Genomic DNA, 17,643 nt, shown 5'->3' with positions numbered 1-17,643 from the left:
CGATTATGACTCCTTGCGATAAGGCTGCGTCAGGGCGCGGGGCTGGAGGGTTCGCCCCACCACGCCGGACATCGCCAGAATAGTTAACAGGTACGGCAGCGCCAGCAGAACCTGCGGCGGCAGCGAGCTTTCGAAGACTTGTAAAGAGAGCTGCAGCGCGTCGGCGGCGCCGAAAATAAAGGCGGCCAGCAGGGCTTTTAGCGGGCTCCAGCGGCCAAAAATCACGATAGCTAAAGCAATAAACCCCTGGCCGCTGACGACGTTATCGCGGAACAGGCCGATTTGCGCGGTGACCAGATAGCCGCCGGCAAGGCCAGCCCCGAGGCAGGAAAACAGCACGCCCCAGGTGCGAAGCTTCAGCACGTTAAGCCCGGCGGCATGGGCGGCTTTAGGGTTTTCCCCCACGGCACGCAGCGCCAGGCCAAAGCGGGTATGGAACAGGCCAAAGTGAGCGATAAACACCAGAGCCAGGGTGAGATAGAGTGGCCAGGGCTGGGTAAAAAGCACCGGGCCGATGAAGGGCAAGGATGACAGCAGCGGTACGGGCCAGGCGGCAAACATAGGAATTGTTGCCGCCGTCCCGGTACTGCCTATTGCCAGGGAATAAATCCATGAGGCCAGGCCCGCCGCAAGAATGTTAAAGACAATGCCGACCACAATCTGGCTGGCGTGGGCGCGTAAATAAAGCGCGGCCAGCAACACGCCAACGAGCAGCCCGCCTGCGCCACCGGCAAAAAAGCCGAGCAGCGTCGAGCCGGTATACGCGGCCGCAAGATAGCTGCTGAGCGCGCCCAGCAAAATGGTGCCTTCCAGGCCAATATTCAGCACGCCCGCGCGTTCGGCGTAGATCTCACCGAGCGCAGCCAGCAATACCGGGCCTGCAAGACGGATGGCCGCAGCCAGCCAGCCAATGAAAAAGGCGGCATCCAGATGGGTCATTGCGCTCATGATTTTTTCTCCACTAAAGCATCCTGCACGACTGTCCGGGCTGGCAGGCGCAGGCGGTAATAACGCAGCACGTCTCCTGCCAGAATCATCATGACCACCAGGCTTTGTAATATCAGCACCACCGAAGTTGGCAGGCCGGTTTCACGCTGCATGGCACCGCCGCCAACCTGCAGCCCGCCGTACATAATCGCGGTAGGGATCACCAGCAGCGGGTTCAGCCGCGCCAGCAGCGCCACGACCACGCCGATAAAGCCGACGCCGCCGGAAAGTCCGTCCATCAGGCGGTGCTGAACGCCGAGCACGGCACACAGCCCGGCGAGAGCCGCAAAGCCGCCGCCCAGGTAAACCGCGCTCATTTGGCGGCGGGCAACATCGACTCCGCCATAGCGTGCTGCTTTCGGATTCAGCCCCGCCAGGTTGATTTCGTAGCCTGCAGGCGTGCTGCGTATCAGCCAGCAGGTGAACAGCGTGGCGATGAGCGCGAGAGCGATACCCCAGTGCGTTTTTATGCCGCTGAGAACTATTGGCAGCCAGGTTTCCTGCGGCAGGCGGGGCGTTTGCGGCAGATCTCCCGGCGCACGCATCGGCCCAGAAACCAGGTACTGAACTAAAAAGATGGCGACATAATTCGCCATCAGAGAAATCAGGACGTCGTTGCCGCCAAAGCGCACGCGCAGGGCACCCACCCAGCCAGCCCAGAGCGCGCCGGCGATAAACGTCACTAGCAGCACTATCGGCCAGTAAAGCTCGGCCGGCAGCTTCCACGGCAGGCCCTGCGGCGTGCCGGAAAGTGCTATCCAGCTTGCCGCCGTCGCGCCAACCAGGAAGCAGCCTTCAAAGCCGATGTAGCCCAGTCCCGCGCGCCAGATGACCAGCGTTGCCAGCGCGATAAGCATCAGCGGCGTGGCCTGCACCAGGCTAAGGCCAAACCCGCGAGCGGAGCCAAAAGCCTCGCTGAACAGGAAGCCATAAGCGGTTAAAGGGTTCGCGCCGAAGGGTAAAAACAGCAGCCCACCGACGATAAATGCGGCGAGAATGCCGCCGAAGCTGGTCAGCGCCAGCGCCGAGGGCGACTGTGCCGGGGAAAGGCGTCGTTCAAGCCACTTTGTCATGCTGCTGTTCCGCGTGAGTCGGGCTGCCACCGGCCATCAGTTCAGAAAGGAGGGTCGGCGTGGCGTGTGCCGTCTCCAGCTCGCCCGCGATCTGGCCGTTGTACATCACGGCAATGCGGTCCGAGAGGTTGATAATTTCTTCGAGTTCGGCGGAGATAAGCACGATGGCGCAGCCGCTGTCTCGTGCCGCCAGCAGGCCCGCCCAAACGGCCTCAACCGCGCCCACGTCCAGCCCGCGAGTGGGTTGCTCAACGATCAGTAATTTCGGGTTCTGCGCGACTTCGCGCCCGAGGATCAGTTTTTGCAGATTGCCGCCTGAAAGCTTGCCGGCTTCGAACTGAGCGTCCGGGGCACGAACGTCAAAACGCGCCATGATTTCTTTGGCGTGGCGGGCTATTTTCAGGCGATCCAACAGCCAGCCTTTGGCTTTGGTGAAGCTGCGCTGGGAGCCGAGCATGGCGTTTTCTTCCAGCGAAAGGGTGACGAATGAGCCGACTTCCCGGCGGTCTGCGGGAATAAAACCGATGCCTTTCTGGCGACGCTGAGCGGGCGTAGCATCCGAAATATCTTCCCCTTCCAGCAGAATACGGCCGGCTTCTATCGGCATCAGGTTGAGCAGGGCGCTTGCCAGCTCCGACTGGCCGTTACCTTCCACGCCGGCGATGCCAAGGATCTCGCCCGCTGCGACCCTAAGCGAAGCACGCCAAATTTTTTGCTGGCCGGTTTCGTCGCGCAGGGCAATGCTGTCCACGTGCAGCACGTTGCGGCCAGGCCTGCACGGCGTTTTCTCGACCCGCAGCACAACATCACGGCCAACCATGCGGCGAGCCAGATCGGTTTCGGAGGTGTCAGACACCGCCACGGTTTCCACCATTTTTCCGGCCCGCATGACGGACACCCGGCGAGCAATCGCCATGATTTCATAAAGCTTATGGGTGACGATCACCACGGATCGTCCTTCGGCGCAGAGCGACTTCAGCGTGGCAAACAGGCCTTCTTTCTCTTTCGGCGTGAGCACCGCCGTGGGCTCATCCAGGATCAGAACCTGCGCGTCACGGTAGAGCAGCTTGAGGATCTCAACCCGCTGCTGAACGCCAACGGAAAGGTGCTGTACTCGCGCCCAGGGATCGATGGCCAGGCCATGTTTGTCCGACAGCGCCTTCAGCCGGGCAGCCGCGGCCTTCAGGTTAAGCACGCCGCTGGCATTCTCTTTCAGGCCGAGCACCACGTTTTCGACGACCGTCATCGGCTGCACCAGCATAAATTCCTGATGAACCATGCCGATTCCGCAGGCGATGGCGTCGCTCGGGTCGCGAAACTTCACGCTTTTACCCGCTACCACAATATCGCCTTCATCGGCCTGATAAAGGCCGTAGAGAATTTGCATCAGGGTACTTTTTCCTGCGCCGTTTTCACCCAGCAGAGCATGGATCTCACCGGCTTCAATGGTCATCGAGACGTTGTCGTTGGCGGTGACGCGGGCAAATCTTTTGGTGATGCGATTCAACGCTACACGCGGCAAAGGCGCAGCTATGCTCATCTGTTAACTCCCGGTCAGGCGGTGGCGGATAACGCGCCGGTATCAAGTTGCTGCCAGATTTTCTGGAAGGCTTGCCAGGCGCTGTCGCTCACTAAGCTGGCGTTGTGGGATGTGCTGCCGTAGATAACCGACCAGGCTTTGGCGACGCTCGGCGACCACTCTTCGCCGCCCTTAAAGGCGTGACCTGCCGCCGCGCTGCCCACCTGCGCCACAACCCAGTCCAGGTTTTGCTTAAAGCTGCAGGCGATGTGGCTGGGGGAGACATCTTTCTGATCGGTGTAGCAGCCAATGGCTTTGACGTTCGCGGCAATCGCACCCTGAAGCGCCCCGAGGCCGGTGACGTCGGCGGCATGCCAGATAACGTCGGCGCCGTTGGTTATCATGGCCGTGGCGGCCTCACGCCCCTTCGTCGCGTTGCCGTAGTCGCCGGTGACGACGCCAAGGCCCTTAATGCCCGAGCGCGTTTTTTCCGCTCCGAGGATAAAGGCGCGCATCATGCCCTGCTGGGTCGGGTTATCGCCGCCGCCCACAAAGCCCACGGCTTTGCCTTTGTCGGAAATCAGTGCGGCCAGCGCGCCTGCGGCATACGCGGCCTGAATGTAGGCCAGATTGATGTATTCCACGTTTTTCGGTGCCGCTTCCGCAGGTTTAAACGTGGAGGCGAAAAAGTCGGTATCCGGGTAGTCCGGCGCGATTTCGGTGAACGCCGCGCCGTACTCAAAGCTGTGGCCGATAATCAGGTTGTAGCCATCGTCCGCGTAGCCGCGAATCGACTGTTCCATCTGTGCCTGCGGCACGCTTTCGCTCCAGGCCACCTTAATGCCGGATTTTTTCAGGCTTTGCAGGCCCTGATACGCCAGCGTATTCCAGCCGCCGTCGGAAATGGTCCCCGGCAGCAGCAGCGCCACCTTGAACTCTTTCGTTGCCGCCAGAGCAGAGCGTGACATTACGGGGGCAAGCGCGGGGAGTACCACGGCGCCTGCCAGCATTTTTGCGAAGTTTCTGCGGGTGATGCCTGCCATTTTTTCTCTCCCAGGATTGTGGATGGAGGATGATTGATGACTTCAGTTATGCCGCGCTTAGCGATATCTTAAAAGCACGTATTTTCGTACTGACCGATGCCTTTTAGGCAACGCAGGAGCCCCGATGCTGAAATATCGTTTACTGGTTTATCTTGATGAGGTGGCGCGCAGCGGTTCGATTCGTAAGGCTGCGGAACGCCTGCATATTTCCGCTTCGGCTATCAACCGCCAGCTGCTGGCGCTGGAGGAAGAGCTGGGCACGCCGCTGTTCCAGCGCCTGCCGCGTAAAATGATCCTTACCGCAGCCGGTGAAACGCTGATTCACCATGTGCGCCAGAGCTTTAAAGAGCTGGAATGGGCGCAGATTAAAATTGAGGAGCTAAAAGGACTGCGGCGTGGTGAAGTGACGGTGGCAATGATGAGCGGGCTGGCGGCTAACCTGATCCCGCGTGCGGCAGCCGATTTCCGCCGTGCCAACCCACGGGTAAAGCTGCATTTGCAGCAGATGACACGCGGCGAGGATATCACCAGCGCGGTGGCTTCCGGCGACGTGGATTTGGGGATTGGTTTTGATTTTGAAATGCGCTCATCGCTGCGCAGTATTGCCAGCGTGACGGGCAGGCTGGGCGCGGTCGTTGCGCCGGGGCATCCGCTGGCGGATAAAAGCAGCCTGCGCCTGAGCGACTGTATGCCGCATCCCATGGTTATCGCCGATGATTCCACGGTGATTCGCCCCTACCTGAACGACGTATTTGCCCGTGCGATGGTGGCGCTGCAGCCGGTTATCGAAACCAACTCTATCGAGGTGATGCGTCAGTCGGCGATGATGGACCAGGCGCTGACGTTCCTGACGCCGTTTGATATCGAAACCGACCTGAGGAGCGGGCGGCTGGTTTATATTCCGGTGCGGGAGCTGGGCCAGCAAACGCAAACGCTGATGCTGATAGGCCACGATCGCGGCACCAGCGCCATCGGCAGCGTGTTGGCCGAAACGCTTAAAGGCATGATGCTGCAAATGGAGTAACGCCCGACAGGAAGCCGGGCGAAACATTCAACGGCTAAAGGCAGTGTGCGGGGTAAACATGCTGAGGTCGGCTTTACTGACCTCTTCTATGAGTTGAAGCAGGGCGCGGGCGGCGCGTTCGACCTCAATTTCACCTCTTTCGGCATCGGCGGCCGCAGCATTCCCCGTTGTGCCTGAAGGATGGAGATCCTGAGCCATCCAGCCAAAGCTGACGCCGCCTTCCGGCGTGAGTATGCCCCCTTTGGCTTCTATGGCTACCGAGGCTGAGACAAAATTATCCGCATGCTGCATGTGCACTAACTCCGGGTGGAGGTGCAGCATCACGCTGGTTTCTGATTCGCCGCCGTGAATGCCGTGCTGACGTTCCGCTTCGCTATAAAGATCGGAAGTATCAATGGTGCGGAACCAGCTGGCGCCAACGGCCAGCATATCCAGCTCCACGCGCAGCTTGCGACACACCATTTCCATCAGCTGCGGCTGCCCGCCGTGCGAGTTCCAGAACACTATCTTGCGGATACCTGCCCGCCAGGCGCTTTTGGCCACTTCAAACCACACCTGACCGAGCACTTCGTAAGGCAGCGTGAGCGTACCCGGATAGGCGAGATGTTCGTCAGACTTACCGATAGGCAAAGCGGGCATAAACAGCACGGGTAGATTACCGGGGCGGAGCTGTACCGCGCGCTCGATAATACCGGCGTTGATGGCGGCATCGACCCGCACCGGCAGATGGGGGCCATGCTGTTCCACGGCGCCAACGGGCAGCACCGCAACAATATTGTGCATCTCCAGCTCGCTGAATTCACGAGTGGAAAGATCCCACCACCAGGGGGAAGAGGGCTGTTTCATAGGGCGTCTCCTTTTCTCTCAACCTGGCATACCTGACGGCATCGTTAAAGCAGCAAAAATGGCGCATTGCGTTGCCTTTTTGAGAACGGACTCGTTGCTGAACGAATCAGGCGAATAACGTTTATCCCTGGCCATAAGCCAAATTCTGGTTATCACTGCCTGTATTTAGTTTATTTGGTTCTCAGTCATTCTTTTTTAGCTTAACGATAAGTGAGTTTATGCTCGAATTAAATTAATTGTGACGAAGAAAATCCCTTTTTAGGGATGAATTATTTTCTTTATTTATATTTAATTTATTAACTAAATAAACTTGTGTTGTAAGCTGTTGACGAAATTCATCGCCTCTGATGTACTAATCCGACATTTATTTCTTAACCTCGCGATCTGTTACTCAGAGTATCTCTGGGTGAAATTAACTCTGGACATTATCATGAAAAAAATAACACGACTTCTGCTGGCGACCGCAGGTTTGTTGATGGCAATGGTTGGGCATGCAGAAGAGCCTAAAAAAGGCATTAGCGAGCACCGTATTCCAGCCGTGAAACTGATTAACACCGCGAATAATCACTCTGCATTTGTAAAAGGCTCAATTCCTTCCCTGGCAAAACTTTCTTCCGAGAATCTCTACTTCAGTAATACTTTTGAAGAGTGGCAGAAAGGCGTGCATCCGGCGCCGAAAAAACAGTACGTGGTGACCCTTAAAGGCAGGCTGAAGTTTAAGGTCAGCGACGGCTCAACTTTCATCATCGAGCCAGGTACGGTGCTGCTTGCGGCCGATACGGCGGGTGAAGGGCATAGCTGGGATATCATCGACGGGAAGGAGTGGGTTCGCGTTTATATCCCGGTAGGCGATGACGACCACTTTATTGCGGATAAATAATTATTCTGCCAGGGACTCATCAATTTCAGCTCCGTTAACCATAAAGTGGGGAGGGGCTGCCACTCCTAAATATAGTAGTTTTAATTTTATCAAATATATAAGTAGTGACCATTTATTGTCATCTTTCTGTCATTGTTTCTTGTTGTAAGTTCCTGGTGAATATTAGTTAAAGAAGTCTCATAAGCTGCCGATAAAAATCCGATAATTCAAAATATACTGTCGCAACTGTGATGTGATTTCTACCGATTACCTCCTCTTATTGCCTGCGATATAACCATGAAAGCTCAGAGGGATTTATGAATAAACTGAAAAATATGCGGCTCAGCACTATGCTTGGGGCTGGCTTTGCGCTGGTCATCGCCATTGGATTCTTTGTCGCATTATTTGCCAGAATGCAGTTGGTTTCTGTTGGAAATAACCTGAATTACGCAGCGAATGTCCGCCTGGTAAATTTACTGCTGATCGTAAAAATTAAGGACAATATTACGGACAACGCCCACGATATTCGTGATATGGCGTTGTTCACGACGCTGCCGCATACCGAAGCAGAGAGCCGGGACTACATTACAAAAACCAACCTGGTACTGGAAAAGCGCATCACCGATAACAATACCCTTTTAAAACAGCTGGATAAGGCGCTAAAACTTAAGCGTTCCCGTGAGCTGTTCGACAATCTGAATAGCGTTCGCCCGGCCTATTCCCAGGCGCTGCGCAAGGTGATGAGCGTTAGCGCGGCAGGGCAGTACGATGCGGCTCGATCGCTGGTTATCAATGAAGTGGTTGGCCCGCAGGCCAGGGTACTGGACGCGCTGAGTGAGATGATTGGCGATCACTCCGGCACCACGGTGGCAATGTCGCGCAATTATGTCGATGAAGCGCACTTCTCGGGCAACCTGCTGCTGCTTATTACTATCATCAGCGCGGTGATTGGCTCTTTGATTGCCTGGGGCATCGGGCGAGCGGTTAAAGGCCAGCTTGGCGGTGAGTCAGCTTATGCCGTGTCCGTTGCCAAACAGGTTTCTGAGGGGCAGCTCAATACGGCCGTCGAGCTGAAGAGCGGTGATACCCGAAGCCTGCTTGCCGCCATGGACGATATGCGCAACCGCCTTTTAGGCATCGTCCGTGAAGTGCGTGATAGCAGCCATTCTATCTCTGTTGGTGCCAGCGAAATTGCGTCCGGCAGCACCGATCTTAGCCAGCGTACCGAAGAGCAGGCGGCCAGCCTGCAGGAAACGGCGGCCTCGATGGAACAAATGAGCCAGACTATTCAGCAGAATGCCGAGACGGTGCGCACTGCGACTCGCCTGGCAAACTCGGCAAGCGAAACGGCGACCCAAAGCGGCAATGCTGTGAATAACCTGGTGCTGACGATGCAGGAGATTAGCGACAGTTCGCGGAAAATTGGCGATATTATCGGCGTTATCGACGGTATTGCCTTCCAGACAAACATTCTGGCGTTAAATGCCGCCGTTGAGGCCGCCCGTGCGGGAGAGTCCGGACGCGGTTTTGCGGTCGTCGCCGGGGAAGTGCGTTCTCTGGCACAGCGTTCAGCTTCTGCGGCCAGTGAGATCAAAACCCTGATTGAGGACAGTATGCGAACAGTGACAAAAGGATCGGATATGGTTAGCTCTGCCGGTACGACGATCGATGACCTGGTACAGCAGTCCCACCGCGTGGCCGGGCTGATCTCTGAGATTGGCGTGACCACGGAAGAACAGGGACAGGGCATCGTCCAAATCAACGTCGCTATCACTCAGTTGGATCAGGTGACGCAGCAGAACGCTGCGCTGGTGGAGGAGTCAGCCAGCGCCGCCGAGAGCCTCCGCGATCAGGCCACCAGGCTTGTGCAACTGATGAGTATTTTCAATACCGGGCAGGCTGTAGCGACGGCTAACGCGCGGCTGGTTCAGGCTGCACCCGTTTTAGCGACGCGTAAAACCGCGCTTGCCGTGAGCGGCGGGAGCTCAGATAACTGGGAGAAGTTCTAATCTTCAGCGGCTGCCTGCCGGGTGCAGAGCAGCCGCATCCAGATACTGATAAGGCGTCAGAGGCTTTAAACGTGACTGACCCTGAAAAAATGAAGTTTGATTAATGGTACATTTGATCTCGCGTGTCACAGTCTTATTTATTAAGCGGTTGATTTTAAGGATAAATTATGACAACAGCGATTGATAAAGCATTAGACTTCATTGGCGGTATGAACACCACGGCCTCCGTGCCGGACCCTATGGATGAAAGCACCGCGAAGGGAATGTTTAGTTACCTGAAGCAGCTGGGCGTCCCGGCTAGCTCAGACGACGTAACGGCCCGAGGCGTTCAGGAGGGATGGAACGCCGATTTCACCAAAAAAGTTGCCGGTTGGGCGGACAAGGTTGAGTCCGGTAACCGCCTTATCATTAAAAACCCTGAATATTTCTCTTCCTACATGAAGGAAGAACTCCGGGCGCTGGTGTGACCTGAATACCCGTAATCGAGAAAATAAAAAGGCTGACTGAAGAGTTGGCCTTTTTTTTTAAGACGGAAAAGCTATAACATCTAATTTATTGATGTGAGGGGTATAATGTTTATATAAATGAATCAGTCAGAGCATGTTTACTCGGATAAAGGCTGAACGTCGATCTCATCATATATAAGAAAAACCAAAAAAATGCAGATTGCATATATTGATTTACACGAAGAACTGCGTGCGTTGAATGCACAGCAGGACGCACTGGCGGCGTTCACTATTCTGATGGCAGCACACATATTTCGGGCTTGATCACCGCGACTCAGGCTTTTAACGGACTGGTGCAGGCTGCAGAATTTAACTATCAAAACGCGTTACGCCGCGTGACTCGGGAGCAGACCGAAGAGTCATAAAACTCTTTGCTGATGTGGGAAGGTACGTTTTTTTCAGCCTTTCGTGTGATGCAGACGATCTTATTTATCAAATGCGCCAGGTACGGCTGAACTGCCATTTAAGGTGGACAGGTTAGCGACACTTTATCGCCATCTAAAAATGAAACAACAAAAAAGCCACTCTTTCGGGTGGCTTAATTATATGATTTTAAAGCTAAAATTTGGTGGCCCCTGCTGGACTTGAACCAGCGACCAAGCGATTATGAGTCGCCTGCTCTAACCACTGAGCTAAGGGGCCTTGGCGCTGGATTATAATGTAACTGTCGATGGCAATCCAGCGCTTAAATAGCATGTGCTGATTTTATAAACAATTGCTAATCAATCCCTTATACTTTCCACTCGATTCATTCAGATGGGAAATGCAATGGTCAGCGATATCCTTCAGCCGAACCTCCGGGTCGTGTTCTGCGGCATAAATCCGGGAAAATCATCCGCTCACCTCGGGTTACCTTTTGCTCATCCTGCTAATCGTTTCTGGAAGGTTCTTCACCTGGCGGGTTTTACCGATCGGCAGCTCAAGCCTGAGGAAGCACAACTGCTGCTTTCCTACGGCTGTGGCGTGACGAAGCTGGTTGAGCGGCCTACGGTTCAGGCAAGCGAAGTGGCGTTGCAGGAGCTGCGTGCCGGTGGCCGAGAGCTGATTACAAAGATGCAGGACTACCAGCCGAGAACGCTGGCTATTCTGGGCAAGCAGGCCTTTGAGCAGGCTTTCAGCCAGCGTGGTGCGAAATGGGGCAAGCAGGAGATTACCATCGGTGATACCGAGGTGTGGATTTTGCCTAACCCGAGCGGCTTAAGCCGCGTGACGTTGGATAAACTGACGGAAGCCTATAAAGAGCTGGATGAATCTCTGGCGGCTCGTGGGCGGTAAGCATAGTGTTGCTGTATGCCCTCACCCCGACCCTCTCCCAGAGGGAGAGGGGGGGAATTGAAAGAGGCACCCAGAGAGAGCGGGGAGAAACCGCAAATTCAGGGCAAAAAAAAGCTCCCGGGCGGGAGCTTTTCAGTTTTCTGAACCGATTAATCGTCCAGGAAGCTACGCAGCACTTCAGAGCGGCTTGGGTGGCGCAGTTTGCGCAGCGCCTTCGCTTCGATCTGACGGATACGTTCGCGGGTCACGTCGAACTGTTTACCCACTTCTTCCAGCGTGTGGTCGGTATTCATGTCGATACCGAAGCGCATACGCAGGACTTTCGCTTCACGCGCCGTCAGGCCAGCCAGAACGTCGTGCGTTGCGGAACGCAGGCTTTCGGAGGTGGCAGAATCCAGCGGCAGCTCGAGGGTTGTATCCTCGATGAAGTCGCCCAGATGCGAATCTTCATCGTCGCCGATTGGCGTTTCCATGGAGATAGGCTCTTTGGCAATTTTCAGCACTTTACGGATTTTGTCTTCCGGCATCAGCATACGCTCGGCTAACTCTTCCGGCGTTGGCTCACGGCCCATCTCCTGCAGCATCTGGCGCGAAATACGGTTGAGCTTGTTGATAGTCTCAATCATGTGCACCGGAATACGGATGGTACGCGCCTGGTCGGCGATGGAGCGGGTGATAGCCTGACGGATCCACCAGGTCGCATAAGTCGAGAACTTATAGCCACGGCGGTATTCAAACTTATCAACGGCTTTCATCAGGCCGATGTTGCCTTCCTGAATCAGGTCGAGGAACTGCAGACCACGGTTGGTGTATTTCTTGGCGATAGAAATAACCAGACGTAAGTTGGCTTCAACCATCTCTTTCTTCGCACGGCGCGCTTTCGCTTCACCGATGGACATACGACGGTTGATGTCTTTTACCTGTTCGATGGTCAGGCCGGTTTCTTCTTCAATCTGCTGCAGCTTCTGCAGGCCGCGGTGAACGTCATCGGCAACGTCGTGCAGCTTTTCAGACCACGGCTTGTTCATCGCAATGGCCGCGTTGAACCAGGTTTCGCTGGTTTCGTTGCCGGTGAACAGCGTGATGAAGTTTTTCTTCGGCATTTTGCACTGCTCAACGCACAGCTTCATGATGATACGTTCTTGAGTACGAACGCGGTCCATCATGACGCGCATGCTGTTAACCAGGTAGTCGAACTGCTTCGGCACCAGGCGGAACTGTTTGAACACTTCAGACAGCTGCAGGATTTCGGCTGCGGCATCCGGGTGGCTGCGGCCCTTCGCTTTGATGGTGTCGCGAGCCAGTTCATACTGTTTACGCAGTTCACCGAATTTCTCACGTGCCAGTTCCGGGTCGATGCTGTTGTCATCGTCGGAGCTGTCGTCGTCAGACTCTTCGTCTTCGTCTTCATCGTCGTCCCTCTCTTCCTGAGAGAGTTCGGAACCGACGTGCGTCGCGGTTGGTGCGAGGTCTTCTTCAGCGTTCGGGTCAACAAAGCCGGTGATGAGGTCGGACAGACGCGCTTCTTCGGCTTCAACGCGATCGTACTGCTCCAGCAGATAGGTGATCGCTTCCGGATACTCGGCGACAGAGCACTGTACCTGGTTGATACCGTCTTCGATACGCTTCGCGATATCGATCTCACCCTCACGGGTTAACAGTTCAACGGTGCCCATTTCGCGCATGTACATGCGCACTGGGTCGGTGGTACGTCCAATCTCGGACTCCACGCTGGACAGTACCTGTGCGGCCGCTTCTTCCGCGTCTTCATCGGTATTGTTAGAGTTTTCAGCAAGCAAAAGATCATCGGCATCAGGGGCTTCTTCCATCACCTGAATGCCCATGTCGTTGATCATTTGGATGATGTCTTCGATCTGATCGGAGTCGACGATATCTTCCGGCAGATGGTCATTGACCTCGGCATAGGTCAGATAGCCTTGCTCTTTACCACGTTGGACAAGAAGCTTGAGCTGTGACTGCGGGTTTTGCTCCATAAGACGGTATCCACACTTCAGTATTAGGGTTGTGTCGGTAGGCGTTGCCGCCAACAATAACGTACGAGGGCTGATTTATTTTTATGCCGCAGCCCGTCCGTGCGGCGTTCGGGGGTGACCCGATCAATGTTCGGCAGTTAAGCCGCGAATCTATTTTTTGGCGCGCGATTGCGTTATCACGCGAACTTCTTCACGCTCCGCCGGGGTCAGCCCCGTCGTTCTGGAACGTGCCATTAATTCTTCAAACCTTAACTCTAGCGCCGACTCGAAAAGATGGTCCAGCGAGTCGGTGAACGTTTTTTCAGCAATGTCTCTATCTGCTATATCGTCCCACGCCGAGAGTTTTTCAAGGGTCGTGGCCTCATTTGTGCCACGATATTGCTCCAGCAACTGCCCGGTGGTCAGCCCCGGCTGCGCCATACAGGCGTCAACCAGGCTGCTGAACAGCGTTAAACCCGGCAGCTTTGTGGCATCCAGTCCGCTAAGTGGCGGGACCAGCGGGGCCAGTTCCGGGTTCTGTACCAGTAACCCTATCAGTATACGCATGGTTGTGCGTTTTAGCTGAGGCGCCGGGCGAGGTGTAGCACCTTCAGCCTGTTTGGGCATCAGCTTTTCAAGCTGGCTGTCGTCCAGGATACCGAGCTTGTTGCCCAACTCCTGGCGCAGATAGATACGCAGCGTTTCGCCGGGGACCTGGCTAATCAGCGGCAGAGCCAGGGTGCTTAACCGCGCTCTTCCGTCTGGCGTACTCAAGTCAACCTGAGGCATCAGGCTGTTAAACAGGAAAGTGGAGAGCGGCTGAGCCTGCTCCATCCGCGCTTCAAACGCGTCCTTTCCTTCTTTACGCACCAGCGTATCCGGGTCTTCGCCGTCGGGCAGGAACATAAAGCGCAGCTGACGGCCGTCCGTCATATAAGGTAGCGCAGTTTCCAGCGCTCGCCATGCCGCGTCTCGTCCCGCACGATCGCCGTCATAGCAGCAGACCACGTTGTCCGTTACCCGGAACAGCAGCTGAATATGATCGGCGGTTGTGGAGGTGCCAAGGGACGCTACGGCGTAAGAAATGCCGTACTGCGCCAGCGCCACCACATCCATATATCCTTCGACTACCAGAAGACGCGCCGGTTCCGGCTGGCTCTGCTGGGCTTCATACAGGCCATACAGCTGGCGGCCTTTGTGAAAAATGTCGGTTTCCGGGGAGTTCAGGTACTTTGGCAGGGCATCGCCCAGCACGCGTCCACCAAACCCGATGACCCGGCCGCGTTTATCGCGAATCGGGAACATGACGCGCTCGCGAAAGCGGTCATAGCTGCGGCCCTGGTCGTTAGTGACCAGCATGCCGGCGTCCGTCAGAGCCTGGCGGTTTTCACTGTTGCCGCCAAAGCGTTTAAGCGCATTGTCCCAGCCCGGTGGCGCATAGCCGATGGCGAAGTGGCTAATCACCTCGTCGCTCAGGCCACGCTTGCCCAGATACTGGCGCGCCGGTTCTGCGGCGGGCTGCTTCAGTGCCTGCTGATAAAAGGCGTTCAGACCGTCCATCAGTTGGTACAGGCTTTGGCGCTGGTGTCGTTCGATCTGGCTTGGGCCGTTGCCAGCCTCGTACGGCACTTCAAGGTTGTGCATGGTCGCCAGCTCTTCAACGCTTTCGACAAACTCAAGCTTGTCGTAGTTCATCAGGAAGTCGAGGGCATTACCGTGTGCGCCACAGCCAAAGCAGTGGTAAAACTGTTTATCACCGTTCACGGTGAAAGAGGGGGTTTTCTCGTTATGGAATGGACAACATGCGTGGTAGTTCTTGCCCTGTTTTTTCAGCTTCACGCGAGCATCGATCAGGTCGACGATGTCGGTGCGAGCGATCAGGTCATTGATAAAAACACGCGGGATTCGTCCAGCCATAGGCCCCATGCTATATCCGTCATCTCTCAGGCCGGGGCCTAAAAGCTCAGGGATATGTCAGTTTATAAACGAGAATAAGCCGCGCATTCCTTTCGGAAGCACGGCCTTATAACTACTACTCAGTCTGAAGTTGAGGAGTGAATCCTCAGAAGATTAGTACAGACGAGTGCGGCGTGCGTTTTCGCGAGCCAGTTTCTTCGCGTGGCGTTTCACAGCAGAAGCTTTAGCGCGCTTACGTTCGGTCGTTGGTTTTTCATAGAACTCACGACGACGGACTTCAGCCAGAACGCCTGCTTTTTCGCATGAACGCTTGAAGCGACGCAGTGCTACGTCGAACGGCTCGTTTTCACGTACTTTAATTACCGGCATGTAACTCTCACCTTTAATAATTCGGTTTGCCGCTGGCATACAGGCCAGCTTAATTCAAAATGGTGCGGAATTTTACTGCAACTCTTGCTGCTTTGTAAAGCACCGAACGACGAGAAACCTGGCTTTTAGGGCCGGTATCTTCCAGGACCGCAGATTATACACCATCAGGCGGGGTATAGGGCAGCAAAGTTTTACAAAGGAAGCCACCGGGATTAAACTTCGCGCCGGGCCAAAGAGGTAAAACAAGCCATGCGTGTACTGGGAATCGAAACATCCTGTGATGAAACCGGCATCGCCATTTATGACGATGAGAAAGGGTTATTAGCCAACCAATTGTATAGTCAGGTGAAACTGCACGCTGACTACGGCGGCGTGGTGCCGGAGCTGGCCTCCCGCGATCACGTTCGCAAGACCGTGCCGCTTATCCAGGCCGCGCTGAAAGAAGCCGGATTAACCGCAAAAGATATCGACGGCGTAGCCTATACCGCCGGGCCGGGTCTGGTGGGCGCGCTGCTGGTTGGCGCCACGATTGGCCGCTCGCTGGCGTTTGCCTGGGATGTGCCAGCCGTGCCGGTACACCATATGGAAGGTCACCTGCTGGCTCCGATGCTGGAAGACAATCCGCCCGAGTTTCCGTTTGTCGCGCTGCTGGTTTCCGGCGGCCATACTCAGCTCATCAGCGTGACCGGCATTGGTAAATATGAACTGCTGGGCGAGTCTATCGACGATGCGGCCGGTGAGGCATTTGATAAAACCGCCAAGCTGCTGGGGCTCGACTATCCTGGCGGGCCGCTGCTGTCCAAAATGGCGGCGCAGGGTACGGCGGGGCGCTTTACCTTCCCACGCCCGATGACCGACCGTCCGGGGATGGACTTTAGCTTCTCTGGCCTGAAAACCTTTGCCGCAAACACCATTCGCGATAACGACGCTGACGATCGGACTCGCGCTGATATCGCCCGCGCTTTCGAAGATGCGGTTGTGGACACGCTGGCAATCAAATGTAAACGCGCGCTCGATCATACCGGCTTTAAGCGGCTGGTGATGGCGGGCGGCGTGAGCGCAAACCGTACCCTGCGCGCAAAACTGGCCGAGATGATGACTAAACGCCGCGGCGAAGTGTTTTACGCTCGGCCGGAGTTTTGCACCGACAATGGCGCAATGATTGCCTATGCCGGGATGATTCGCCTGAAAGCCGGCACCTCCGGCGAGTTGAGCGTTAGCGTGCGTCCACGTTGGCCGCTGGCAGAGTTACCCGCCGCCTGATAAGCAAACTAAAAGGAGCGTTTAACCGCTCCTTTTTTGTCCCCGCAGCCCATCCTGCCTGGTAATACTCTGCAACAAACGAAAGCGGAATTTGCCCGGTACTTTCGGCGCACAATCCGGCAATCTATCGCGATACCCGACTGAACCTGGAGAACATTGTGTCCGATATCCTCAGCAAAATTATCGCCGTTAAGCATGAAGAAATTGCCGCCGCTAAAAAAGCAATTTCCCTAAGCCAGCTTGCTGAACAGGCCGCCGCACAGAATCACCGTGATTTTGTTGCCGCGCTGCGCCACAAGCGTGATGCAGGTCTGGCTGGGGTGATTGCCGAAGTGAAAAAGGCCAGCCCGTCGAAAGGGTTGATTCGTGAGAATTTCAATCCTGCTGAGATAGCGGCATCGTATCAACAGGGCGGTGCCGCCTGCCTGTCGGTGCTGACTGATGTGCAGTTCTTCCAGGGCAGCGCGGCTTATCTGCAACAGGCTCGTGCTGCCTGCGAGCTGCCGGTTTTACGCAAAGATTTTATCATCGATCCGTGGCAGGTTGTGGAAGCCCGGGCGATGGGGGCGGATTGCATTCTGCTTATCGTCTCCGCGCTTGAAGACGGCCAGATGCAGGAGCTTGAGGCGCAGGCCCACGAACTGGGCATGGCGGTGCTGGTAGAGGTTCACGATGCCGATGAGCTGGAACGTTCGCTCCGGCTGACCACGCCGCTTATTGGCGTCAACAACCGTAATCTGCGTACCTTCGAAACAACGATCGAAACCACGATTAGCCTGTTAGCTCAGCTTCCGGCGGATCGAATGGTGGTGACCGAGTCCGGCATTGCCACGCGTGAACATGTGATTCGCCTGCGCGAAGCCAACGTGAATAACTTCCTTGTCGGTGAAGCTTTTATGCGGGCAGACGAGCCGGGCCAGGAGCTTGCCGCGATGTTTTTCCCTGGCCGGTAAACGGCAGAGCGATTGTTAAACCACGCC

Annotated in this window: 15 protein-coding genes and 1 tRNA gene; 7 read left to right on the top strand and 9 right to left on the bottom strand. The window is 55.7% G+C overall.

Annotated elements, in window-relative coordinates; all coding sequences use genetic code 11:
- Window positions 1-3: 3 nt before the first annotated feature.
- Genes JT31_RS09300 through JT31_RS09285 form a run of 4 tightly spaced genes read right to left on the bottom strand, consistent with a single transcriptional unit; the run spans window position 4 to window position 4,622 of the window.
- Window positions 4-948 (bottom strand): ABC transporter permease, encoded by a 945-nt coding sequence (locus JT31_RS09300; RefSeq protein ID WP_052048990.1) that lies wholly within the window; start codon window positions 946-948, stop codon window positions 4-6.
- Window positions 945-2,060, bottom strand: coding sequence for an ABC transporter permease (locus JT31_RS09295; protein ID WP_038475915.1), 1,116 nt, complete (start codon window positions 2,058-2,060; stop codon window positions 945-947). The genes JT31_RS09300 and JT31_RS09295 overlap by 4 nt, the downstream gene beginning before the upstream one ends.
- The gene (locus JT31_RS09290) at window positions 2,044-3,600 is read right to left on the bottom strand and encodes an ABC transporter ATP-binding protein (RefSeq protein ID WP_038475912.1); all 1,557 of its coding nucleotides are present in this window, start codon (window positions 3,598-3,600) and stop codon (window positions 2,044-2,046) included. The genes JT31_RS09295 and JT31_RS09290 overlap by 17 nt, the downstream gene beginning before the upstream one ends.
- A 14-nt stretch (window positions 3,601-3,614) precedes the next feature.
- The gene (locus JT31_RS09285; protein WP_038475909.1) at window positions 3,615-4,622 is read right to left on the bottom strand and encodes a BMP family protein; all 1,008 of its coding nucleotides are present in this window, start codon (window positions 4,620-4,622) and stop codon (window positions 3,615-3,617) included.
- Window positions 4,623-4,746: 124 nt separating this feature from the next.
- Between JT31_RS09285 and JT31_RS09280 the strand changes: the two genes are divergently transcribed.
- Window positions 4,747-5,646, top strand: coding sequence for a LysR family transcriptional regulator (locus JT31_RS09280; RefSeq protein WP_038475906.1), 900 nt, complete (start codon window positions 4,747-4,749; stop codon window positions 5,644-5,646).
- A 27-nt stretch (window positions 5,647-5,673) separates the two neighbouring features.
- On the opposite strand, the gene JT31_RS09275 is transcribed toward JT31_RS09280, so the two are convergent.
- A complete protein-coding gene (locus JT31_RS09275; RefSeq protein ID WP_038475903.1) occupies window positions 5,674-6,492 on the bottom strand; it encodes a creatininase family protein in 819 nt (272 codons plus the stop codon).
- 430 nt (window positions 6,493-6,922) lie between these two features.
- Between JT31_RS09275 and JT31_RS09270 the strand changes: the two genes are divergently transcribed.
- The 3 genes from JT31_RS09270 (at window position 6,923) to JT31_RS09260 (ending at window position 9,827) form a co-directional block, all read left to right on the top strand.
- Window positions 6,923-7,372 (top strand): hypothetical protein, encoded by a 450-nt coding sequence (locus tag JT31_RS09270; protein WP_038475901.1) that lies wholly within the window; start codon window positions 6,923-6,925, stop codon window positions 7,370-7,372.
- A gap of 296 nt (window positions 7,373-7,668) precedes the next feature.
- Window positions 7,669-9,360, top strand: a complete 1,692-nt coding sequence (locus JT31_RS09265; protein WP_038475898.1) for a methyl-accepting chemotaxis protein — start codon at window positions 7,669-7,671, stop codon at window positions 9,358-9,360.
- Between the two features lie 167 nt (window positions 9,361-9,527).
- Entirely contained in the window at window positions 9,528-9,827 is a 300-nt protein-coding gene (locus tag JT31_RS09260) for a DUF1889 family protein (protein ID WP_038475895.1), read from the top strand.
- A 605-nt stretch (window positions 9,828-10,432) separates the two neighbouring features.
- Here JT31_RS09260 and JT31_RS09255 read toward each other — a convergent pair.
- Window positions 10,433-10,508: transfer RNA gene (locus tag JT31_RS09255), tRNA-Ile, on the bottom strand.
- A gap of 126 nt (window positions 10,509-10,634) precedes the next feature.
- Between JT31_RS09255 and mug the strand changes: the two genes are divergently transcribed.
- Entirely contained in the window at window positions 10,635-11,141 is a 507-nt protein-coding gene (gene mug / locus JT31_RS09250) for a G/U mismatch-specific DNA glycosylase (RefSeq protein ID WP_038475892.1), read from the top strand.
- Between the two features lie 149 nt (window positions 11,142-11,290).
- On the opposite strand, the gene rpoD is transcribed toward mug, so the two are convergent.
- The 3 genes from rpoD to rpsU form a co-directional block, all read right to left on the bottom strand.
- Window positions 11,291-13,135 (bottom strand): RNA polymerase sigma factor RpoD, encoded by a 1,845-nt coding sequence (rpoD, locus tag JT31_RS09245; RefSeq protein ID WP_038475889.1) that lies wholly within the window; start codon window positions 13,133-13,135, stop codon window positions 11,291-11,293.
- 150 nt (window positions 13,136-13,285) lie between these two features.
- Window positions 13,286-15,031: a DNA primase gene (gene dnaG, locus JT31_RS09240; RefSeq protein WP_038482969.1), complete on the bottom strand. Its 1,746-nt coding sequence runs from the start codon at window positions 15,029-15,031 to the stop codon at window positions 13,286-13,288.
- A 153-nt stretch (window positions 15,032-15,184) separates the two neighbouring features.
- Window positions 15,185-15,400: a 30S ribosomal protein S21 gene (gene rpsU, locus JT31_RS09235; protein ID WP_001144069.1), complete on the bottom strand. Its 216-nt coding sequence runs from the start codon at window positions 15,398-15,400 to the stop codon at window positions 15,185-15,187.
- A gap of 249 nt (window positions 15,401-15,649) precedes the next feature.
- Between rpsU and tsaD the strand changes: the two genes are divergently transcribed.
- Both tsaD and trpC read left to right on the top strand, forming a co-directional pair.
- A complete protein-coding gene (gene tsaD, locus JT31_RS09230; RefSeq protein WP_038475886.1) occupies window positions 15,650-16,663 on the top strand; it encodes a tRNA (adenosine(37)-N6)-threonylcarbamoyltransferase complex transferase subunit TsaD in 1,014 nt (337 codons plus the stop codon).
- A gap of 158 nt (window positions 16,664-16,821) precedes the next feature.
- A complete protein-coding gene (trpC, locus tag JT31_RS09225) occupies window positions 16,822-17,616 on the top strand; it encodes an indole-3-glycerol phosphate synthase TrpC (protein ID WP_038475883.1) in 795 nt (264 codons plus the stop codon).
- Window positions 17,617-17,643: the final 27 nt, after the last annotated feature.

This window comes from Cedecea neteri, from assembly GCF_000757825.1.
GTDB lineage: Bacteria > Pseudomonadota > Gammaproteobacteria > Enterobacterales > Enterobacteriaceae > Cedecea > Cedecea selenatireducens.
The sequence above is the reverse complement of the archived record's forward strand: the minus strand, read 5'-3'. Positions and strand labels throughout refer to the sequence as shown.